Raw genomic sequence first — 21,057 nt, 5'->3', positions numbered from 1 at the left:
AGGAGCGCCGATCACCTCGACTCCAGTTGCGCCAGGAGTACGCGGGTTATTCGGTCGAGCGCCCGCCGATCCTGCGCCGATAACACCGAGAGCATGCGGGTTTCGTTCTCCACATGCTCGGTGATCAACTGGTCGATGAGATCGAGCCCGCGATCGGTGAGCGCCACCCGCACCGCGCGCCGATCCCCCGCATCGGCGATCCGCCGCACCAGCCCCGCCTTCTCGAGCCGGTCCAGGCGCCCGGTCATGCCTGCCCGCGAGAGCATCAGGGTATCGGCCAGCACCGAGGGGTTGAGCTCATAGGGCTCCCCCGAACGGCGTAGTGCCGCAACCACATCGAACTCGCCGCGCTGCAATCCGTGTGCGCCGAAGACCTCTTCGATCTGCCGTCCGGCCACGATCGAGAGCCTGCCGAGGCGGCCGATAATGGCCATGGCCTCCAGGTTCAGGTCCGGCCGCTCGCGCTGCCACTGTGCGGTGATGCTGTCGACCGCATCGGATTTCTTCTCACCCATGGACAGTATTCTATTCGCTCCTATATAGTTCGATAGCGAACTATAACTCATCGAATAATTCGGAGCTTGCCATGAACAGCACTTCCCAGCCCGTCGCCATCCGCCGGCCCCACGAGGCCGAGACCCTGGGCACCGACAGCGTCACCATGCGCCTGCTCCTGGACGCGAATGACACCGGCGGTTCGGTCAGCACACTCGAGGTCACCATGAAGCAGGGCGCGGACGGCGCGGCCCCGCACTTCCACACCCTCTCCGATGAACTGTTCTATATCGCCGACGGCGAACTGCAATTGCTCGCGGGCGATCGCATCGTCACCGTCGCGGCGGGCGGATCGATCGTGGTCCCGAAACTCATGCCGCACGCCTTCGGCGCGACCCCGGACAGCGGGGCGCGCATCCTGATCGCGCTCATGCCGGGCGTGCAGCGGTTCGAGTACTTCCGCACCCTGGATCGGATTGCCAAGGGCGAATCCAGCTTCGACGAACTCGCCGAGGCGCAGGAGGAGTTCGACAATCACTTCATCGATCGCCCGGACTGGTGGGCCGAGCGCAATGCCAATCGTCGCTGAACGCAACCGCGCCAACCTGCGGCAATACCTCAGCGGTGCGATGAGTCGCCGGTAGCCCGGCAATCGCCGGATTGTGCGGCAGACCACCGAATTTCCGGAAATGCGAGGCTGATTGCCGGGGTTGTTCGGTTCATGCCTTTCTCCGTTCCGATCACCGTTCGCGGTTACGAGCTCGATATCAATGGCCATCTCAACCAGGCGGTGTACCTGCAGTACGCGGAGCACGCGCGCTGGGAGATGTTGAAGGCGGCGGGCACACCGGGCGAGAAGATGGTCGCCGCCGGTATCGGTCCGGTGGTTCTGGAGAACAACATCAAGTACTTCCGCGAACTGCACCTCGGTGATGAAGTGACCGTGAGCTGCGAATTCGAGTGGCAGGGCGGCAAGGTTTTCCGGATGCGCCAGGAGATCCGGAGACTCGACGGCACGGTATCGGCGGAGATCAATGTGACCGCGGGGGTCATGGATCTGAAAGCTCGCAAGCTGGTCCCCGATCCGGGTGCGGCACTGCGGGGACTCGCCGAAGCACCTGACGTACTCGGACTCTGATTTACCGGTGGTGTAGCGAAAAAGTCTCAGGCTGAGCGGTTTCCGACGCCTCGGTGGGGTTTGCCGGGACGTTGGAAATATTTCGTTGCGAACCGAACGAGCGCCTGTGCGGGATATGATTCAGATCAAGCTCGGCCCCGCAGCAAATCCCGAGCAGATCGGAGTTAAGCATGACCGGCGCCCTCCATCACCTCGCGTCAGCGCATATAGACGCTATCGCGCCGCCGCTATCTGGCTATCTCGTAGCATCCACTGATCGACATATCAGTGTGCGTGTCAGTGATGGCACCTGGACCTTGAACCGAGCCGATGTCCTCGACCTCACCGAAAGGGAAGTTGCGGCAGCGCAGGGAATCTGCGAGGGACGCCCGGTATTTGTGCGCGTACGCAATGGTGCCACAGCGGATTTCACGCAGCGTCGCCGCATCGAACTCACCGAGCGGCCGCCCACGATTCCCCTGGATTACTCCCCCGCCCGTGGTGACGACGAGTTGGCGGCGCTCACCGAGGTGTGGGCTCGCGGGCTGGAACTCACCCCGAATCCGGGTGTCGCGGGTGCCACCATGACCTGCGTCCAGACTCGTTCGCTGCGTGGCAGTGACGACGGCATCGCCGCCGACAGTCTCGACTGATCCCCCGGATGTCTGCCCGCTCAATGGGTTCGGTACTCGTAGTCACCGAAGCCGATGACCTACACGGCGATGCGCTCGCCGCCACACTACGTAAACACCACGCGCTCAGTCCGATTCGGCTCGATATGCGTGACTTCCCGCGTGAGAACGGCACTTTCCGGGTCAGCCGGGACGGCACCTCGCGCAGCCTCTCCCATATTCTCGGACTCGACGCGGTCTCCTCGGTGTGGTGGCGACGCCCGCATCCGACCCTGGTGCCGGGCAGTCTGCGCAGTGAGGACGACGATTACCGGCAGGCCGAGTGTGACGGCTTCCTACAGGGGCTGCTGTGGTCCATGCCCGCGCTGTGGGTGAACGATCCGGGGGCCGATCGCACCGCGAATCGTAAACTCGTGCAACTGGAAACGGCCTATCGCGCCGGATTCGCGGTGCCCGAGACGCTCGTTACCAACGATGCCGACGAGGCGCGCTCGTTCATCGAATCGCGGCCCGGGCCGGTGGTTTTCAAACGCACCGGCACCGGTCGCGGCGCGTTCACCGAGACCCGCATCGTGACTCCGGCCGATATCGATCTGCTGCCGGGAATCCGTAACTCCCCCACCATCTTCCAGGACTACATTCACGCCGAGTGTGATCTGCGGATCGTCTGGGTGGATGGCATCGAGTGGGTGGTGCGGATCGATTCGCAATCCGGTGTGGGACGGGTGGATTCACGCCTGGACACCTCGGTGGCCTTCACCGCGGATCGGTTGCCCGCCTCGGTGAGCAAATCGCTGTCCACGCTGATGGGCGCGCTCGGGCTGGCGTTCGGCGTGCTGGATCTGCGGGTCGGCCGCGATGGCGAGATCTGGTTCCTCGAGGTGAACCCGCAGGGCCAGTTCGCTTATCTCGAAATCAAGACCGGTCTGCCGATTTTCGAGAGTCTGGCCAATCTGCTGGTGCTGGGCGACGGCACCGTTCCGGCCTGACCGCACGACCGGACCGGCCGTCGCACGGCGTGCCCGCCATTCCCGGCCTGCACGACATCGCAAGTGGTCGAACGGTTTTCACCGCCGACCCACTGCGATCCCGTAATCGGTTACTTGGCGCCGGCCTTCGCCGCCGCCTTACGGCGGTTCGCACCACCGCGGCTGCGGAGTTGCACATGCGACTCCACCAGCACATTGTGGATGAAACCGTACGATCGGCCGGTATCTCGCGCCAGCGAGCGAATGCTGGCTCCGGCTTCATACTGCTTCTTGAGCTGGGTTTGCAGGCGGTCTCGCGACTTTCCCGTCACGCGTGTGCCTTTACCCAATACGGCTTTACCCTGTGCGGGCCTGTCACTCATGACTTCCTCCGAGTCGCCGTGGGCGCCTCATTCCAGGTTAGAGACTCGGACGGCTGTGATCAATGAATCATTGTGATCGGAGTCACCTCGAGGCCCGGAAATCGGTTCGGGCAGCACCCATCGGCCCGCCCGCGGGCGCGGAAAGATCAGGTAGCAGACGATTCCGAGCCCCAGGGTGCCCGCGGCCACGACCAGCTGCGAGACCGAATCGCGACCCAAACCGCAAGCCGCATAAACCATTACGCCGATCACCAGCAGAGGCGGTAGCGGCCACAGCGGCATTCGGTAGGTCCCCGTAGGCGATTCGCGTTGCACCCGCGGCCCCGAGATCGCGACAAACAGGTAAACCAGGATCAATCCGACACCCGTCGCGATGATCAACATGCATCGCGAGGCCAGTGACCGGTTCTTCACCGAGCGCGCGGAGACCCACAGGCTGCCTATCATGGGCGGCAACCGGACCATGACCAAAGCCCGTGCCGCCCAGCTGATCTGCTCCCATGCGCGTACTGCCAACTGTTGCCCCGACATCGTCACGCCGCCGACGGAGCTGTAGATGCCCGACCCGCAGGCGTTTTCACCCGATGGTCGCCCGCGTGCGCGGGGCCTGGGTATCGAACTGCCGGGCCGCCCGGGGCCGTGGAACGCGATTACCGATATTCCGGGGGGTCGAGGTCGGTTACCGCACGCTCATCGCGGGAGAAGGGCCGCTGGGGCGCGGCGCGGGTCCGGTGCGCACGGAGGTGACCGCGATCCTGCCGGACCACTTGTCTCCCGCATGACCAGCTGAAAGAGCTACTGGCAGAACGGCACTGACTGCCAATGGGCAGTCAGTGCCTTCGGTGTCGGCTCAGGCGAGCTGGATCAGCTCCAGGTACTCCTGCGACCAGTGGTCCTCGGTGCCGTCGGGCAGCATGATGACGCGCTCGGGGTTGAGCGCCTCGGCGGCGCCCGGATCGTGGGTGACCAGGACGACCGCGCCGGCATAGCTGCGCAGCGCGTCCAGGACCTGCTCGCGCGAGATCGGGTCGAGGTTGTTGGTCGGCTCGTCCAGCAGCAGCACGTTCGCGGCGGAGGAGACCAGACCGGCCAGTGCCAGCCGGGTTTTCTCACCACCGGAGAGGGTGCCCGCGGGCTGATCCAGCTGCGGGCCGGAGAACATGAACGCGCCGAGCAGTCCGCGTAGGTCCTGTTCGCCGGCGTCGGGGGCGGCGTGCCGGATGTTCTCCCACACGCTGGCGTCGTCGTCGAGGGTGTCGTGCTCCTGCGCGAAGTAGCCGACCTTGAGCCCGTGTCCGGGGACCAGGTTGCCCGCGGTGGGCTTTTCGGCTCCGGCGAGCAGGCGCAGCAGGGTGGTCTTACCCGCACCGTTGAGGCCGAGGATGACCACGCGGCTGCCGCGGTCGATGGCCAGGTCGACGCCCGCGAAGATTTCGAGCGACCCGTACATCTTGGTGAGGTTCTCGGCCATGAGCGGGGTCTTGCCGCAGGTCGCCGGGTTCGGGAATTTGATGCGGGCGACCCGGTCGGCCACGCGCAGCTCGTCGACTTCGGAGAGCATGCGTTCGGCGCGCTTGATCATCTGGTGTGCGGCAGCGGCTTTGGTGGCCTTGGCGCCGAGCTTTGCGGCCTGCTGCTTGAGCGCGGAGGCTTTCTTCTCGGCGTTGGCGCGTTCGCGGCGGCGGCGTTGTTCGTCGGTGGCGCGGGCGTCGAGGTATTTCTGCCAGCCCATGTTGTAGATGTCGGCCTCGCCGCGGACGGCGTCGAGGAACCAGACCTTGTTGACCACGTCGCCGAGCAGTTCGACATCGTGGGAGATGACGATGAGCCCGCCCTCGTGGTTCTGTAGGAAGCCGCGCAGCCAGGTGATGGAGTCGGCGTCGAGGTGGTTGGTGGGCTCGTCGAGCAGCAGGGTGGTGTCGGATTTGCCGCCGCTGCCGTCGGAGGCGGCGAACAGGATGCGCGCCAATTCGATTCGACGGCGCTGACCACCGGAGAGGGTGCGCAGCGGCTGTGCCAGTACTCGATCGGGCAGGCCGAGGCTGCTGCAGATTCGTGCGGCCTCGCTTTCGGCGACGTATCCGCCGAGTGCCGAGAACCGGTCCTCGAGCTGGCCGTACTTGCGAACGGCCTTGTCGCGGGCGGCGTCATCGGCGACCTCGGCCATGATGGTCTGCTGCTTCTCCATATCGCGGATCAGCGAGTCGAGCCCGCGCGCCGAGAGCACCCGGTCTCGTCCCAGCACATCGAGGTTGCCCTCGCGCGGATCCTGCGGCAAATAGCCCAAATCCCCCGACCGAATCACCTTGCCCGCGTAAGGTTCTCCCTCACCGGCCAGAATTCGCAACGTTGTGGTCTTGCCGGCGCCGTTGCGGCCGACCAGACCGATCCGATCACCGGCTTGCACCCGCAGCGCCGGCCCGGGCGCCGTCAACAGGGTGCGGACTCCGGCCCGGACCTCCAGGTCGGTCGCGGTGATCACAAACGTCTCCTCGTGCGATGGTGTGCTGGCGGATAGCTACTCGATTGCGGGTCATCACGACACACAAGAAGTATTGATTTTACCGCCGCCATCGCCGTTAACCGAATCGAGCATACCTGCGGTTACCGCACAGACGGCGTCCGTTACCTGCGTCATACCCCGAACGGCTCCCGCAGGCGTCCGCGGAAACATCTGTCAGCGCCTGTTCCGCGTGGTCATGGACGGTTGCGGGTGTGATTCATCGCGACCGGGGCCGGGACGATGCGGCGCTCAGTGCGCGCGGGAATTCAGGCTGGTGACTTCGGTCTCAGCCAGCACGGCACCGTCGGCATCGAGCAGTTGCACCCTGACCCGACCTTCGACGTGCCGGGGAGTGTGTCCGGCCGGCTCCGATGGATTCCCTCCCAGACCCCGCACCGCGGCATCGCTCAACTCCTCGGCGTGGTCGATCAACGAGCCCGGGAGTTGGCCGGCCAGCCACTGCCCGGCCAGAGCGTGCGCGGGTCCGGTGATGACGGCGACCATGACGGCCATCGGCAGATCTCGAACCTCGCCGCGAGTAATCAACGGGGCCAACCACTCCCGATACGCATCGGCAATGTCATCGTTCATCGACCGCAGTCGGGTGCCACCGTCGGTCGACCAGTCGAGTCGACCCTGCGAGTAGAGAAATCGAGCACGGGCGACATTGGCTTCGATCCACGACAGTTGATGTCGTATCAGGCCACCGACGACATCTGCGAGTGTCGTGGGCCCAGCGGCGAGCACCCTGCGGTAGCCATCATGGATCGACTGGATCGAATCCACATACAGGGCGCCCGCGATCGCATCCTTGCTCGAAAAATGATGGAACAGCGCACCGTTCGACACTGCGCTGCGCTCTCGAATCCGGGCAATCGTCGTGCGCTCGTACCCCTCATCGCTGAAACAGTCCAGCGCCGCCTGCAGAACTCGATCGCGAACTCCCATGCTCGACAGAGTATCACTCCGGAGTGTTACTCTACTTTGGCGTCCCTGTGCGCGCCGAGAATCAGGAGAACCGATGAAATCCGTTGTGTCCAGCGGTAATTCGTTCGAACTATCCACCGAACACAGCCGCCTCCAGGCCGAAGCCCAGCAAGTCGCGGCCGACTTCGCGCCGCGGGCGGTAGATATCCGGCAACATCTGATCGATCACAGCGAAATCCACCCCGAGCTGTGGACAACGTTTCTCGATCACGGCTGGACCGATCTCCGGCGACCGGGGCGAGCCGGCGATCGCGGCAGCGACCTGCTCGGGACCGCGCTCGTGCTGGAGGCATTCGCCGAACAGGGAATCGTGCTCTGGATGCCGGTGCTGTCCGCCGCTATCGCCCACGCGATCGAAGCGGTCGGCCCGGAATCGGCGCGGCAGACTTGGCTCCCTCGCGTGTACGCCGGATCGACACATCTGGCGATGGCGGCGACCGAACCGAGTACCGGACACAACATGTTCGGCGTCGAAACCGAGATCCGTCGCGCTGGTGACCATTTCGTCGTCAACGGCCTCAAACGGATTACCTCCGGAGTGGATCTCGCCGATCGGGTACTGGTGTTCGGGCGAGCGGACCGCACCGACCGTTCCGCCGGCTACACGACGGTGCTCGTCGATCCGCACGCATCGGGTACGACGATCACCGAAGTCCCCATGCGCTACCGCGAAGGAGTGCGTCAATTCCAACTGGAATTCGACAATGTCGCGGTCGCGGCCGATGCGCTCGTCGGCACCGAGGGACAGGGGCTACTCACCATGTGGCCGTTCACCCACGTCGAGCGGGTACTCACCGCCGCGGTCTGCACCGGTACCGCTGCGTACAGCCTCACCCGCGCCATTGCCCGCGCCAAGGATCGAGTCATCTCCGGCAAGAGCCCCATCGGCGCCGAACAGTCGATCGCACACCCCCTGGCCAGCCTGCACGCGCGCTCGGCCGCGGTGCGATTGCTGGTCTACCGCACCGCGACCCGCATCGATGCGGGCGCCGACGCCGACACCATCGCGGGCGACATCAACATCGCGAAACTACTCGCCGCCGACCTCGCATTCGACTCCGCCGACCACGCGATGCAAGTACTCGGCGCTACAGCGTGGGACGAACGGGAGGGTTTGATCGACATCTACCTCGACGCCCGATTGTCCCGCTCCGGCCCGGTCAGCAATGAATTCGCCCTCAACCACATTGCTCATCAGGTCCTCGGTTTGCCTACCCACCGCTCCTGAGGTCGAAGTGGTGAAGTCGCCCCCGGCCCGGGAGGTGTCATTGGGGGATTCCCACAAACCGGCGTCCGCAGGTTGTGCCGGATCGCCATCTTCCGGCATCAACCCGACTGTATATGTTGTGAGCGTCGAATAGCGCAAAACGATTGAACCGCAACCAATTTGACCGGGTCACCAGCGGAGATGCCGAAGGCGATCCACCCGAACACCGCGTGTCCACCACCGGACATTCAGCTTCATCGAGAAGGGCAGATTTGTGACTACCACTCAGGAAACGATCATCGCCGGCATTGCCGAAATCATCGAGGAGGTCACCGGCATCGAGGCCACCGAGGTCACCATCGAGAAGTCCTTCGTGGAAGACCTGGACATCGACTCCCTCTCCCTGGTCGAGATCGCCGTCCAACTCGAAGACAAGTACAGCGTCAAAATCCCCGACGAGGACCTCGGCAACCTCCGCACCGTCGGCGACGCCGTCGCCTACGTCCAGCAGATGGAGCTCGAAAACGCCGACCTCGCAGCGGAATTGAAGTCCAAGTACACCGAGGACGCGGCCGAGTAATGCCCGCCGGCCCCCGCGCCCGCCCTCAGTAGGCGGCGTCGGATCGATCGGCTGGTGATGATCGGTCGGCGAGCAGGCGCAGTCGGCCGAGGGCGATCAGGATGTCGGTGCGGTTGGCTGCGTGCTTCATCCATGTGGGTAGAACGGTGAACATGTGGCTTGACGGGCGGTCGCTGCGGGGGGATGCACCGATGTCGGCTGCGAGTTGGTCGACGTGCTCGATGTTGAGGGCCCACAGCACGTGTCCGGTGCAGCGGGTTTGTAGCCAGAGTGGCCGGTCGAAATGCAGGTCCGTGACGCCACCGCCGCGGGCGAAGCTTCGTGGCATGGATTCACCGGCCGGGTGGACCCAGTCGTGGGTCGCTCCACACTCGGCGCACACCAGTCTGCGTGGTTCGTCGAGATGCTGATTCCAATGCTGGGCCGCGGGGAGGTCGGGTCGACGCATATTCCTGGCCCGACCTCCACACCGTGAGCACACCACAAGTACCTCGCCCGCGAAGGCGAGCAGTACCTTTGCCCAATCCCGTTGTCGGATAGGACGGTTCGCGTCGGACTCCACGGTCGTGCCCTCGGGCTTATGCGCTGAGGGGGGTGGCTGTGGCTTGGTAGCCGAGGTTGTCGAGAACTTCTCGGGTGGCTTTGGCGAAGTTTAGGGTGATGAAGTGGAGGCAGGGGGCGCCTTCGGCGATGAGGCGTTGGGCCATTTCGGTGGCGATTTCTATTCCGGCTTCGCGGATGGCGGCTTGGTTTTCTTCGGGGCCGTTTCCGGCGGCGCGGTGGAGGCGCTGCAGGACCTGTGGTGGGAGGGGGCGGCCGCTGAGTTCTTCGGCCCGGGCGACCGTGCGCAGTGAGGTGATGGGCATCAGTTCGGGGATTATGGGTTTCGCGCCCTCGATCGGATCGAAGGCCATGATGCGATCGCGTAGGCGGAGGTATTCGTCTACGTCGAAGAACATCTGGGTGATCGAATAGTCCGCTCCGGCACGGAGTTTCGCGGCCAGGAACGCGGTGTCGGTGGCCAGGTCGGGTGAGCGGGGGTGGCCTTGGGGGAAGGAGGCCACGCCTACGTTGAAGTCGCCGAGGTCGCGGACCATGCGGACGAGTTCGTCGGCGTATTCGACGCCTTGGGGGTGTTTGTGCCAGGGGCCGAGGGGGTCGCCGGGCGGGTCGCCGCGCAGGACGAGGATATTGCGGATTCCGTAGTCGGCGTAGGAGCCGACGAGGGAGCGCAGTTCGGCGGTGCTGTGGCCGACGGCGGTCAGGTGGGCGACCGGCAGGAGCGTGGTTTCCCGGGCGAGTTGTCCGGTGATGCGCGCGGTGCGGTCCTTGGTGGAGCCGCCGGCGCCGTAGGTCATGGAGACGAAGGCCGGGTGCATGCGTTCGAATTCGCGGACGGCGCGCCAGAGTCGGGCTTCGCCGGCGGCGTCGCGGGGTGGATTGAATTCCACGGAGAAGGGAACGCGCGGGCCGGAGTGCGAGCGCAGGCTTTTCACGACCGACGGGACGCCGGAGGTGATCGGCGAGATGCGGGTGCGTTGGTGTGGGGAGCCAAAGGTGTTGTCTGGGTTCAGCATCGGTGAATTCCATGGTTGGTGGACGATGGTCGGCACCTATGACCGGCGAACGCCGATGGAGCCCTCGAAGCATCTTCCCGTGCCCGGGTCCACTCGGCGTTCCGCCCGATCCACGAGGCGGCGACCGCCGGATACGGCGTATCCGGCGCAACCGGCAGGTTTTCGGACTCATGGGCATCGACCCGGCTCCAGGTCGACCCCGGCGCACCCGGCCGGGGCTGGTCCGACGGCTGCTTCCCGGGTGGTGCCCGGTGTGCCGTCGTTCCCATTTACCGCTGCGGGACAGTCCGGATTTTCACCGGGTTCCCTCTCGCCCGTGCCGGCAAAATCACCGGACAGGTTTCGACGCTCACGATGGGTTGGGGGCTCCGTATGCCGCATCGTCAGCGAACCAGCTGCCCGAACAGAATAGCCGGGCGCGCGGCCGGGCGCTGCCACCTGCCCGCATGCTGAGACTCAGCCGAGGGCGCTGGCGGTTGTCCGAAGCGTCCACGCGGGCACCCGATAATGCAGCGTGGTGGCGGTCAGCGGCGGAATGTCTATGCGCCAGAAGGCTTGTGCGGGTGCGTCGAGAGTGCACACCACGCCGGCGCGAACAATCGCGGGATGGGTGATGGCGGTGATGTGCTGACCGCTTCCGGCCAGGTCGCCGAGCCAGCCGCGGACGCGGTCGATAAGGTCGGTGATGGATTCACCGCCGTGTGACCGATGGGTGGGATCGGTGAGCCAGCTCATCAACTCTTCGGCGGGCAGCGAGTCCATGGTCCGCCCCGCCCAGTCGCCGTGGTCGATATCGCGGAGCGCTTCCTCGGGTTGGGCGGTCAGCCCGAGCGCGGCGGCTGTTTCGCGGGTGCGGGTCTCCGGGGCGTGCCGAATAACGGTGTGGTCGGCTCCGAGCAGGGAGCCGACCTTCGCGATGGTCCGGCCGCCGAGCGCGTTGAGCGGCTCGTCGACCGGGAATCGCGCACCTTGGACGGCATCGGTGATCGCGTGCGTGATGAGCGTGAGCCGGGTGACCGCGCTCATGCCGCGGTGGGTTCTGAAGTGGGAGCCATGGTTTCTCAACGATACGAAACCGTAGGCGCGCGGGTCGAGGGCGGCCCGTGCTCGCGGTCAGGCGACGACGGAACGCTGTGGCACGCCGACGTATTCGCTCAGCGGACGGATGAGTGAATTGGATTCGCCCTGTTCGATAATGTGCGCGGTCCAGCCGGTGATGCGACTCATGACGAAAATGGGTGTGAACGCCTCGATGTCGAAGCCCAGCAGGTAGTAGGCGGGCCCGGTCGGGAAATCCAGATTCGGTTTGATCCCGGTGGCCTCGATCATGGTGCGTTCGAGGATCTCGTACATGCGCACCCATTCGGCCCCGCCGGTGGCGGCGGCGATATCGAGGAAGGCGGCCTTCATGGTCGGCACCCGGGAGTCACCGTTCTTGTACACCCGGTGCCCGAATCCCATCACTTTCTCCTTGTGCGCCAGCTTGTTTCGCATCCACTGTGCGGCGAGCGCCGGATCCCCGATCTCGATCATGTCGTGCATGACAGCCTCGTTCGCTCCCCCGTGCAGCGATCCTTTGAGCGCCCCGATGGCGGCGGTGACCGCGCTGTAGATATCGGACAGCGTGGAGGTGACCACCCGCGCGGCGAAGGTGGAGGCGTTGAAACTGTGCTCCGCGTACAGAATCAGCGACACCTCGAATGCCTTCACCAGCTCCGGTGCGGGCACTTTCCCGAAGCACATGTTCAGAAAGTTCTCCGCGAACCCCAGATGCGAGTGTGGCGCAATGGGATCCAGCCCATGGCGTCGTCGGTGATCGGCGGCGACAATGGTGGGCAGTACCGCCATCATCCGAAGTGCCTTGGCGCGGTTGGCCTTCGGTGAGTTGTCATCCTCGGCGGGATCCTCCGCACCGAGGTAGCTGATCGCGGTGCGCACCACATCCATGGGATGGCAGTTCTCCGGCAGCTTGGTCACCAGCGACAGCAGTGACCGGTCCGCGCGCCGAGCGGCCCTCTCCCACAGGCAGAATCGCTCGAGTTCGGCATCACCAGGTAGTTCGCCGTACCAGAGTAGATACGCGACCTGTTCGAAGCTGCAGTTCGCCGCCAGATCCTGGACCGCGTAACCGCGATAGGTCAGCGAGTTGGTTTCCGGCACCACCTTGGAGATAGCGGTGGTATCGACCACAACACCGGCGAGACCCTTGTAGATAGTCGGTGTCGCGGTCATCACTGGTTCCTTCCCAGAGTGAAATTGAAGATGTCCGAGTCGAATTCGTTGTAGCGCTCGTAGCGCAGCAGTTCGTAGAGGCGGCTGCGATGCTGCATCCGGTCGAGCAGCGTGCCCTGGGTGCCGGTGGCCAGGATTTCCCGCAGCCCGGTTTCGGCGGCGTGCATGGCCAGGCGCAGCAGTGTGACCGGATAGATGACGGCGTTGTAGCCGATCTCTTCGAGGGTGTGCGCGGGGATCAGTTCGGACTTTCCGAACTCGGTCATATTGGCCAGCAAGGGAATTGAGACGGCCGCGCGGAACTTCTCGAAGTCGGCGATGGTATTCAGCGCCTCGGTGAAGATCAGGTCCGCGCCGGTGTCGGCATAGGCTTTGGCGCGTTCGATGGCCGCGTCGATGCCCTCGATTCCGGCGGCGTCGGTGCGGGCGCAGATTATGAAATTCGGGTCGCGGCGGGCGGAGACGGCGGCACGCAGGCGGCGCACCATCTCCTCGACCGGCACCACGGCCTTGCCGTCGAGATGCCCGCAGCGTTTCGGGTTCACCTGATCTTCCAGGTGCAGCCCCGCGATTCCGGCGTCCTCCATGACAGTGACCGTGCGGGCGGCGCTCATGGGTTCACCGAATCCGGTATCGGCGTCGATGAGTACGGGCAGGTCGGTGACCCGGGCGATCTGCTGTCCGCGTCCGGAAACCTCTGTGAGCGTGGTCAATCCGATATCGGGTAGCCCCAAATCCGCCGAGAGCACAGCGCCTGAGACGTAGACGCCTTCGAAGCCGATTTCCTGAATCAGCTTGGCCACCAAGGGATTGAATGCCCCGGGAAACCGCTGAATACGATTGGAGGCAAGCCCGGCGCGGAAGGCCGCGCGCTTGTCCGTGGCCGAGGTGGCAGCAGCGAACAACCCTGACATCAGAAGAGTCCATTCGGCGATTTGGGCGCGCGCGCAAGCACTTCGGCCGAGACGGTGCAGGTGAGTTCCGACAATTCACCAGCGGACAGCTCGCCGGCGCGTTGCACCACGTCGAGGAAGCGATCCTGCTCAGCGGACTCCACCACACCGTCGGCGAGCGTGCGGAATTTGGCAATGTACTGCTCGCGGGTAAAAGGCCGCGCGCCCAAGGGATGTGCGTCCGCGACGGCCAATTCGTCGATGATCACCTCACCGCTCTTCAAGGTGACCTCGGCGCGTGCGCCGAACGCCCTCTCATTCGGATCGGTCGAATGATAGCGCCGAGTCCACTCCGGGTCTTCGGCGGTGGAAATCTTCTGCCACAGCTCGATGGTGTCCGGCCGCTGCGCCCGCTCCGGCGCGTACGACCGCTCGTGATGCCAGCTGCCGTCCTGCAATGCGACCGCGAAAATGTACATGACCGAGTGGTCGAGGGTTTCGCGAGAAGCCTTGGGGTCGAACTTCTGCGGATCCCCGGAGCCGGTGCCGATCACCACGTGTGTGTGATGACTGGTGTGCAGCACGATCGACGCGATCTGCTCGAGATCGCCGATCCGATCACGCATGCGCCGAGCGAGGTCGATCGGAGCCTGACTCTGATACTCGGCCGAATGCTCCTTGGTGTACGTATCCAGAATGGCCCGCTTGGGCTCACCCGGACCGGGCAGCGGCACCGAGTACTCCTTGTCGGGACCGCCCAGCAGCCAAGCGATTACACCGTCCTCACCCTCCCAGATGGGCGAGGGCGCACCCTCCCCGCGCAGCGCGCGATCAACCGCTTCGACCGCCATCTTCCCGGCGAAGGCAGGGGCATACGCCTTCCAACTGGAGATCTCACCCTTGCGGGACTGCCGAGTGGCGGTCGTGGTGTGCAGCGCCTGGCCGACGGCCTGGTAAATGGTCTCGGTGTCGAGGCCGAGCAGCGTACCGATACCGGCGGCGGCGGACGGCCCGAGGTGCGCGACATGGTCGATCTTGTGCTCGTGTAAACAGATTCCGCGCACCAGATCGACCTGGATCTCGTAACCCGTTGCGAGGCCGCGAATCAGGTCACGTCCGGAGCGGCCTGCGTGCTGTGCCACAGCCAGAATCGGCGGAATGTTGTCACCGGGGTGCGAGTACTCCGCCGCCAAGAACGTGTCATGAAAGTCCAGTTCGCGCACCGCGACACCATTGGCCCACGCCGCCCACTCGGGCGAATACGACCCGGCGATCCCGAAAACGGTTGAGCCCGGCTGATAGGGGTGCGTCACGGCCTGCGCGCGAGCATTGGTAACGGGCCGCCGACCGATGGAGGCCGCGGCGACCGCGGCATTGTCGATGATCCGATTGACGATCATCTCCTCGGTCTCCGGCGCGACCTGCACCGTATCGGCGGCGACCTCGGCGATCCGCCACGCCAGCTGCTCTTCGCGGGGAAAGTGCTCGGCGGAGCGGTGCGTGCGGACGAGATGATTCTTCACGTTCGGGTTCCTCCCAGACGTCGATTTCCTGTGCGTTTCGCACGCTACCGAGCCGGGTGATGGGCCGAAATCCCTCGCAAATGCCTATTTTTGCGGACGCGGAGTTGTGAATTTGCGACAGTTGCGGACGCCGTTCACCTACTGTTCGCCGCTGCGACCGACCGACGTGGAGTGCCAACTCGCCGACCCCCAGTGCCAGCCGGATTGCCCGGTTCGACGGGGACCGCAATGTCGGTGAGACTCATTGTGACCGGCTGTGATTCAAAGGATACGTGGGTTACGGCAGGTCTGCTCCGGGCATGGCGCGGCGCACCGAAGCGCGCACTGTGCAGGGAAGGCACTTCGCGTCGCCGAAGCCCACGCAGACGGCTCCGGGTGACGCGGGGTGCTCGTCCGGCGGTGCCCAGCGGGACGTCGGATAAAGAAGTGCTGATGCCGGGAGTATCGAAACGGCCCGGGAGCCTCGGCTTCCGGGCCGTTGTCCAATACCCATACTTCTCGGGCCCGCTATCGCTCCGGTCCATCAACCGCGGTCCACGACTCCGGCACGGGGAGCGCCCGGCGGTGGCAGACTCCCGTGGCATGACGGATGATCCGAAAATCGCCACTATTGTTTGCGGCGGACGGATGCGCACGCAGCCGGAGGTGTTGGAGCGGGCGGGGCGGATCGGTTCGGCGGTGCTGGCGGCGGGGATCGGGCGCGGCGACAAGTGCGTCATTATGGCGCGCAATGACATCGAGTTCCTCGAGGTGTCGGTCGGGATTGCCTCGACCGGGGGTAATCCGCTGCCGATCAATACGCGGTGGCTGGCGGGTGAGGTCGCGCATGTGCTGACCGATGCGAAGGTGCGGTTGATCTTCGCGCATACCGAGTTCGTGCCGGTGGTCGAGGCGGCATGCGAATTGGCGGGGAGTGTGGCGCGGATTGTGGAAATCGCCATGGCCGCAGAGCTTCTCACCGAGGGTGGCTGGGATGCGGGGCTGACGCGGCCGACCGGACGTCATGAATTGCTACAGGAGTGGATCGACGCGCATCCGGAGCCGGTGGGGCATATCGAGGGCGCTATCTCGGATTCGATGGGCGTCATCTACACCTCCGGCACCACCGGCAAGCCCAAAGGTGTTGCGCGCGAGCAGATGTCTCCGCGGCAGCTGTTGAGTATCGCCGGCGCGACCGCTCAGCGCATGGGCCTGGCTCCTGGCGTGCCGATGCTGGTTGCCGGTCCGCTGTACCACACCTCCCCCAATGCGGTTGCGGTGCTTGGCCTTCGAATGGGTGCGGATATTGTCATCATGCCGAAATGGGATGCGCGTGCGTTCCTGCGGCTGGTCGATCGGCACCGTATTCGGCAGGTCAAGATTGTGCCCACCATGGTCTCGCGCATTCTGAGCGTGCCCGCCGGCGAGCGCGCGAACTATGACCTGTCGAGTCTGACGCACGTAATCCATTCGGCCGCACCGTGCCCGCCCGCGCTCAAACGCGCCGCTATCGACCTGTTCGGTGACGCGTTGTGGGAGTTCTACGGCTGCAGTGAGGCGGGCACGATCACCTGGATCAGTGCCGCGGAGTGGCTAGAGCATCCCGGCAGTGTGGGCCGGGCGGCGGATGGCTCGGCGGTGCTCATCGGCGATGAGCGCGGAAACCCGTTGCCCGCCGGGCAGATCGGCCGAGTCTGGGTGCGCGGCGCGGAGTATTGGCCTCGCTTCGAATACCTCAATCAGGGTGCTCCGCAGTCCCCCGTCGAGGGCATGCTGTGGGTCGGAGACCTCGGCTACCTCGATGCGGACGGCTACCTGTATCTGACCGGCCGCGATGCCGAGGTGGTGATCCGCGGCGGAGTGAATATCTACCCCGCCGAGATCGAGAACGCCATTGCCGCACTCGACGGTGTCGAGGATGTGGCCGTATTCGGCATTCCCGATCCCGGCGACCTGGGTGAGATCGTGGCCGCGCACATTCTGCCGCGCCCCGGTGCGAAACTCACCGAAGACACTGTGCGCGAAGCCCTTTCCGGAGAGCTTGCGAATTACAAAGTGCCCAGCCGGATCGAGATTGTGGACTCACTCCCCCGCGATGACAGCGGAAAGGTCTACAAACGCCAGCTTCGGGAACTCTCGCGTTAAGCCTGGTTCAGCGGATGGTGCCCGCTCCCGGAATCAGCGGAAGATCCAGGGCGGTCACCCAACCCGGCGGCAGTGCGTTCACCGCAGGCACCGCGTTGAGGGCACGCATGCCGGTGGCGAGGCATCCGGCCACGGCCGGAGCGCGTCCCGAACCGTCGGTGAACCGGAACGATGTCTCCTGCGAAATCGACGGGGAGCCGATGATATCCACGCGATAGACATCATCCCGGGTACCGGCGGGCCATTCCGGAGCGGCGTCCAGCCCGATGCGATTCACGTGTTCGAGGGTGATCACCTCGCGATCCCGATAGATACCGTTGATGGTGAACCGGATCGCGGCGACGGTGCCCGCCTTGATGATTCCCTTGGCGCAAGGCCGGTCCTCGGGCGTAACCCACTTGTCCCAGGTGGTGGTGATGGTGTCGAGTTCGATCCCGGCCGCCCGCGCGATCATGGGCACGGTCGGACCCCACGCCATGATCAGCAGATCCGGATGCTCCAGCAGCGCTTGGAATTCCGGCGGATGCCCGATCCCCATCTCGAATTCGTAATCGCCCTCGTAATCGGTGTAGTCGAGCAGTTCGGAGGCCCGCACCGACTTCACCTCGCCGCACAGCCCCATGAGCGACATCGGGAACAGATCATTGGCGAATCCCGGGTCGATGCCGGTGGTGAAGCAGGATGCCCCGCCCGCCGCGCAGGCCTCGGTGATCGGATCGCGCCACACGCCGGGCAGCTGCTTGATCTCCGGATACACCCACGGCGTCATGGCGGTCGAGCAGACGTCGATTCCGGCGCGCAGGAACGCGCTGATGACCCGAATATTCTCATCGGCGAACTGTGCGGTCGGACCGTAGTGCACCACGGCGTCCGGCCGCAACGCGATCAGCTCGTTCACCGAATTGGTCGCGAGCACACCGGTTTTCGCCTGACCACAGAGGTCACCGGCATCCTTGCCGACCTTGTCGGGATTGCTCACCCCGACGCCGACGAGTTCATACAGCGGGTGCCGCAGGATCTCGGTCAACACCATGGATCCGACAACACCGGTGCCCCACAGGACAATTCGCTTCTTCACGGACACTCCTGCACTCATCGGTGGAATTCACCGCAGTCGACGGTCAGCATCTGCCCGGTCACCGCGCTGGCGAGGTCACTGGCCAGGAAAAGCGTTGCGCGCGCAACCTCTTCGGGCCCGGCCAGTCGCTTCAGATCGGTCGGCGCGGCCTTCTGCCGGTAGATGTCCTCGTGCGTGGTCCCGGCTTGCTTGGCTAGCCAGTCGAAGTACGCCTTGTTGATGTCCTCGTAAACATACGACGGCGCGACACTGTTCACACGGATTCCGCGCGGTCCGAGTTCGGTCGCCAGCGACGAAGCCAGATGTGCCAGTGCGCCTTTGGAGAGTTTGTACCCGGAGAACTCCGGCTGCGAACTGTACGAGACGCACGAGTTCAGCATGATGATCGAACCCCGCGACTGTTCGAGCGCGTCGGCGAAGAGTGTCGAAAGCCGCAGTGGCGCGAACACATTGGTCTCATTGGCGACCCGCAGCGCTTCGAGTTCGATCTCGGTGATCGGATTCATCGGCGGAATCGCGAACGCATTGTTGATCAGGCAGTCGACCCGCCCGAACTCGCCGACCGCGCGCTCCACGAGCGCCCGTCGCTGCTCCTCATCGGTGATATCGGTGGGCGCGACCAGCGCGCGGCGACCGAACGACCGCACCTCGGTGGCCAACTTCTCCAACCGCGATTCGGTGCGACTGACCAACACCAGATCGGCCCCCATCCGGGCCGCCTCGATGGTCAGCGAATGTCCCAGTCCGGGACCGATTCCCGACACCACGACGACTTTGTCCTGCAGGAGCGGCACCGGCCGATAGTTTTTGGTGAGATGCGGGGCAGCAGACACGATTTCTCCTCGAGCCGCAGCAGTTACAGAGTGTAACGGCTTTGCTGTGACAGACTGTAACGACTCCCGATCGCGCTGACAAGGACGGATTTCGTGACCGAACGCCACCGCCTGGGCCCGCACCGCGACCCCGCGGTGGATAAGGCGGTCCTGGATGCCGCCCGCGCCCTGCTCGTCGAACGTGGTTATGCCGCAACATCAATCGATGCGATAGCGGCCCGCGCGGGGGTGAGCCGCCCGGCCATCTATCGCCGCTGGCCCTCCAAGGCACACCTCATCGCCAAGGCGGTCTTCCCGGACGTCGGCTCCGACCAGGTGGCCCCCGACCTGACCGCCGAAATCCGCAAGGTGATTCGGGGAACCATCCAACTCTTCGGCTCGGCGGAGACCCGAGCGGCCATGCCGGGCCTGATGGCCGAAATGCGCCAGGACTCCGGCCTGTACGAAAAGCTGGCCGCGCGCCTGGACACCCCCACCCGAGCCGAGCTGGGCGACTACCTCCCCGCCGACGGCGAACCCGCCCGCCCCGGCCTGGACCCGAACACCCTCCTTGACACCATCGCCGGCGCAGCATTGTTCGCCATGTGCATCCGGGACATCACCGACCTCGACGGCTTCGCCGATTCCCTGGAGGACCTACTCCTCTACGGCATCATGGGCACCCGCCCCGACTAGGCGCGATCGAACCTGCCACTGCGCACGGCATCATTGAACGAATCCCATTCGCCCGGACCGAAAACCAGCACCGGACCGGTCTCGCCGAGCTTGGAATCCCGCACTCCGACCATGCCCCCGCGTAGGTGCGCCGCTTCGACGCACTCCCCGCCCGAGGTGCTGCGGCTCGACTTGAACCATTCGGCTCCGGAAAGATCGATGTTCACTCGCCGAACTCCTTGGCTATCGACAGCACGAGCTGCCTTGTCATGTCCCTGTCCAACGCTACCCGAGCGATCTCGGTGAACGCTTGACGGTACCGCTGCACTTCGGTCTCGCGCTCGAGGTAGAGATCTCCGGCGTACTCCTCCAGGAACACCACGGGAGGTTCGATCAAACCCGTGGCGGGAAGCTTCGGAAACTCCAACAGCACAAACGAACCCACGACGGACCCGAGGTGCCCGGACGCGTCGAAGGGCACCACCCGAATCGAAACGTGTGGCTGCTCACCGAGATCGGCAAGCTTGTGCAGCTGTGCCGCCATGACGGCCGGACCACCGATCTGGTCACGAAGGACCGATTCCCACAGCAGGATATCGACCCCGAAGCCTGTCTCCTCCAGGCGGTTTTGCCTTCGAACGGCCATCTCCACCCGCTTCTCGACTTCGACGGAGGGCTTGTCCGGGTGCTCGGTCCATGCAATCGCCCGCCGGTACTCGGAGGTCTGGAGCAAACCGGGAATGATCTGCGTCTTCCAAACGGAAATCCGCCGCGCCGCTTCTTCCAGGCCCATGTAGTGGTCGAAGCCTTCGCGCATCTCATCGGCGTAGGCCCGCCACCATCCGCCCCCGGACTTCTGGGTAGTTCGCACCTCCAACGCCAATTCCAGTAGTGCGACCCGCTTTTCGTCACTCGCCCCATAACCGTCGCACAGCGCATTGATATAGAGATCCGACACTTTGGTCGGTAGCCCATCTTCCAAACGGCCGATGGTCTGCGGCGATACTCCGATGAGCCTGCCGCCCTGAGCCTGATACAGGCCCTTCGCTTCTCGCAGTCGCTTCAACTCGCGACCCAAAGCCCTTCGTGCAAGGGTAGATCCAGTCAACATCTCGTTAGCCTCACTATCGGATGCATCAAATTCTGGAAGTCTCCGCCGTGGGCCAATTGATGGCGAAGCCGCTCGCAATGGAATCAGCGCATCTCGTACCCGGATTCGGGGGTTTGGAGACTCCATGCCAACGTGCCTGAGAGTTTACTCGTTGCATCCC

Annotated in this window: 23 protein-coding genes and 1 riboswitch; of the genes, 8 read left to right on the top strand and 15 right to left on the bottom strand. The window is 64.6% G+C overall.

Features of this window, described 5'->3' with window-relative positions; translation table 11 throughout:
* Positions 1-11: 11 nt before the first annotated feature.
* A complete protein-coding gene (locus tag GFY24_RS09990) occupies positions 12-515 on the bottom strand; it encodes a MarR family winged helix-turn-helix transcriptional regulator (protein WP_194852807.1) in 504 nt (167 codons plus the stop codon).
* Positions 516-586: 71 nt separating this feature from the next.
* Here GFY24_RS09990 and GFY24_RS09985 point away from each other — a divergent pair, with 71 nt between their 5' ends.
* From GFY24_RS09985 to GFY24_RS09970, 4 genes are all read left to right on the top strand, one after another.
* Positions 587-1,084 carry a cupin domain-containing protein gene (locus GFY24_RS09985; protein WP_153804669.1) on the top strand — a complete coding sequence of 166 codons (498 nt, stop codon included), beginning with the start codon at positions 587-589 and terminating at the stop codon, positions 1,082-1,084.
* 132 nt (positions 1,085-1,216) lie between these two features.
* Positions 1,217-1,633 carry a thioesterase family protein gene (locus GFY24_RS09980; RefSeq protein WP_153804668.1) on the top strand — a complete coding sequence of 139 codons (417 nt, stop codon included), beginning with the start codon at positions 1,217-1,219 and terminating at the stop codon, positions 1,631-1,633.
* 269 nt (positions 1,634-1,902) lie between these two features.
* On the top strand, positions 1,903-2,265 hold the full coding sequence (locus GFY24_RS09975; protein WP_309230672.1) for a hypothetical protein: 363 nt from the start codon (positions 1,903-1,905) through the stop codon (positions 2,263-2,265).
* 8 nt (positions 2,266-2,273) lie between these two features.
* Positions 2,274-3,233, top strand: coding sequence for a hypothetical protein (locus GFY24_RS09970; protein ID WP_153804666.1), 960 nt, complete (start codon positions 2,274-2,276; stop codon positions 3,231-3,233).
* A gap of 110 nt (positions 3,234-3,343) precedes the next feature.
* Here GFY24_RS09970 and GFY24_RS09965 read toward each other — a convergent pair whose 3' ends face one another.
* From GFY24_RS09965 to GFY24_RS09950, 4 genes are all read right to left on the bottom strand, one after another.
* Entirely contained in the window at positions 3,344-3,595 is a 252-nt protein-coding gene (locus GFY24_RS09965) for a helix-turn-helix domain-containing protein (RefSeq protein WP_153804665.1), read from the bottom strand.
* 27 nt (positions 3,596-3,622) lie between these two features.
* On the bottom strand, positions 3,623-4,132 hold the full coding sequence (locus GFY24_RS09960) for a hypothetical protein (RefSeq protein WP_153804664.1): 510 nt from the start codon (positions 4,130-4,132) through the stop codon (positions 3,623-3,625).
* A 313-nt stretch (positions 4,133-4,445) separates the two neighbouring features.
* On the bottom strand, positions 4,446-6,077 hold the full coding sequence (locus GFY24_RS09955) for an ABC-F family ATP-binding cassette domain-containing protein (protein ID WP_309230671.1): 1,632 nt from the start codon (positions 6,075-6,077) through the stop codon (positions 4,446-4,448).
* Between the two features lie 270 nt (positions 6,078-6,347).
* On the bottom strand, positions 6,348-7,046 hold the full coding sequence (locus tag GFY24_RS09950) for a TetR/AcrR family transcriptional regulator (RefSeq protein ID WP_153804663.1): 699 nt from the start codon (positions 7,044-7,046) through the stop codon (positions 6,348-6,350).
* Positions 7,047-7,119: 73 nt separating this feature from the next.
* Here GFY24_RS09950 and GFY24_RS09945 point away from each other — a divergent pair, with 73 nt between their 5' ends.
* Together GFY24_RS09945 and acpM are read left to right on the top strand one after the other, a co-directional pair.
* Positions 7,120-8,313, top strand: a complete 1,194-nt coding sequence (locus GFY24_RS09945; protein ID WP_153804662.1) for an acyl-CoA dehydrogenase family protein — start codon at positions 7,120-7,122, stop codon at positions 8,311-8,313.
* 253 nt (positions 8,314-8,566) lie between these two features.
* Positions 8,567-8,872: a meromycolate extension acyl carrier protein AcpM gene (gene acpM, locus GFY24_RS09940; RefSeq protein WP_309230670.1), complete on the top strand. Its 306-nt coding sequence runs from the start codon at positions 8,567-8,569 to the stop codon at positions 8,870-8,872.
* 25 nt (positions 8,873-8,897) lie between these two features.
* Here acpM and GFY24_RS41795 read toward each other — a convergent pair whose 3' ends face one another.
* The 6 genes from GFY24_RS41795 to prpD form a co-directional block, all read right to left on the bottom strand.
* Positions 8,898-9,200: a hypothetical protein gene (locus GFY24_RS41795; RefSeq protein ID WP_228566122.1), complete on the bottom strand. Its 303-nt coding sequence runs from the start codon at positions 9,198-9,200 to the stop codon at positions 8,898-8,900.
* Between the two features lie 250 nt (positions 9,201-9,450).
* The gene (locus GFY24_RS09935; RefSeq protein WP_153804661.1) at positions 9,451-10,449 is read right to left on the bottom strand and encodes a methylenetetrahydrofolate reductase; all 999 of its coding nucleotides are present in this window, start codon (positions 10,447-10,449) and stop codon (positions 9,451-9,453) included.
* A 135-nt stretch (positions 10,450-10,584) separates the two neighbouring features.
* A riboswitch (cobalamin riboswitch) is annotated at positions 10,585-10,805 on the bottom strand.
* A 100-nt stretch (positions 10,806-10,905) separates the two neighbouring features.
* Positions 10,906-11,475 carry a histidine phosphatase family protein gene (locus GFY24_RS09930; RefSeq protein WP_153804660.1) on the bottom strand — a complete coding sequence of 190 codons (570 nt, stop codon included), beginning with the start codon at positions 11,473-11,475 and terminating at the stop codon, positions 10,906-10,908.
* A gap of 87 nt (positions 11,476-11,562) precedes the next feature.
* Positions 11,563-12,684: a bifunctional 2-methylcitrate synthase/citrate synthase gene (locus tag GFY24_RS09925; RefSeq protein ID WP_309230669.1), complete on the bottom strand. Its 1,122-nt coding sequence runs from the start codon at positions 12,682-12,684 to the stop codon at positions 11,563-11,565.
* Positions 12,681-13,595 (bottom strand): methylisocitrate lyase, encoded by a 915-nt coding sequence (gene prpB / locus GFY24_RS09920; RefSeq protein WP_153804658.1) that lies wholly within the window; start codon positions 13,593-13,595, stop codon positions 12,681-12,683. Before prpB ends, GFY24_RS09925 begins: the two co-directional genes overlap by 4 nt.
* The gene (prpD, locus tag GFY24_RS09915; protein ID WP_309230668.1) at positions 13,595-15,097 is read right to left on the bottom strand and encodes a 2-methylcitrate dehydratase PrpD; all 1,503 of its coding nucleotides are present in this window, start codon (positions 15,095-15,097) and stop codon (positions 13,595-13,597) included. Before prpD ends, prpB begins: the two co-directional genes overlap by 1 nt.
* A 582-nt stretch (positions 15,098-15,679) precedes the next feature.
* Here prpD and GFY24_RS09910 point away from each other — a divergent pair.
* Entirely contained in the window at positions 15,680-17,221 is a 1,542-nt protein-coding gene (locus GFY24_RS09910) for an AMP-binding protein (RefSeq protein WP_153804657.1), read from the top strand.
* 7 nt (positions 17,222-17,228) lie between these two features.
* On the opposite strand, the gene GFY24_RS09905 is transcribed toward GFY24_RS09910, so the two are convergent.
* Both GFY24_RS09905 and GFY24_RS09900 read right to left on the bottom strand, forming a co-directional pair.
* Entirely contained in the window at positions 17,229-18,317 is a 1,089-nt protein-coding gene (locus GFY24_RS09905) for a dihydrodipicolinate reductase (RefSeq protein WP_153804656.1), read from the bottom strand.
* Positions 18,314-19,132: an SDR family oxidoreductase gene (locus GFY24_RS09900; protein WP_309230667.1), complete on the bottom strand. Its 819-nt coding sequence runs from the start codon at positions 19,130-19,132 to the stop codon at positions 18,314-18,316. The genes GFY24_RS09905 and GFY24_RS09900 overlap by 4 nt, the downstream gene beginning before the upstream one ends.
* Positions 19,133-19,225: 93 nt before the next feature.
* On the opposite strand from GFY24_RS09900, the gene GFY24_RS09895 reads away from it, so the two are divergent.
* Positions 19,226-19,807: a TetR/AcrR family transcriptional regulator gene (locus GFY24_RS09895; RefSeq protein WP_309230666.1), complete on the top strand. Its 582-nt coding sequence runs from the start codon at positions 19,226-19,228 to the stop codon at positions 19,805-19,807.
* Here the strand turns inward: GFY24_RS09895 and GFY24_RS09890 are convergent.
* Together GFY24_RS09890 and GFY24_RS09885 are read right to left on the bottom strand one after the other, a co-directional pair.
* A complete protein-coding gene (locus tag GFY24_RS09890) occupies positions 19,804-20,013 on the bottom strand; it encodes a DUF397 domain-containing protein (protein WP_309230665.1) in 210 nt (69 codons plus the stop codon). The genes GFY24_RS09895 and GFY24_RS09890 overlap by 4 nt on opposite strands.
* Positions 20,010-20,897 carry a helix-turn-helix transcriptional regulator gene (locus GFY24_RS09885; RefSeq protein ID WP_228566121.1) on the bottom strand — a complete coding sequence of 296 codons (888 nt, stop codon included), beginning with the start codon at positions 20,895-20,897 and terminating at the stop codon, positions 20,010-20,012. Before GFY24_RS09885 ends, GFY24_RS09890 begins: the two co-directional genes overlap by 4 nt.
* Between the last annotated feature and the right edge of the window lie 160 nt (positions 20,898-21,057).

The sequence above is a fragment of the Nocardia sp. SYP-A9097 genome, assembly GCF_009649815.1.
In the GTDB taxonomy this organism is placed as follows: domain Bacteria; phylum Actinomycetota; class Actinomycetes; order Mycobacteriales; family Mycobacteriaceae; genus Nocardia.
This window is presented reverse-complemented; position numbering and strand designations above follow the sequence as displayed.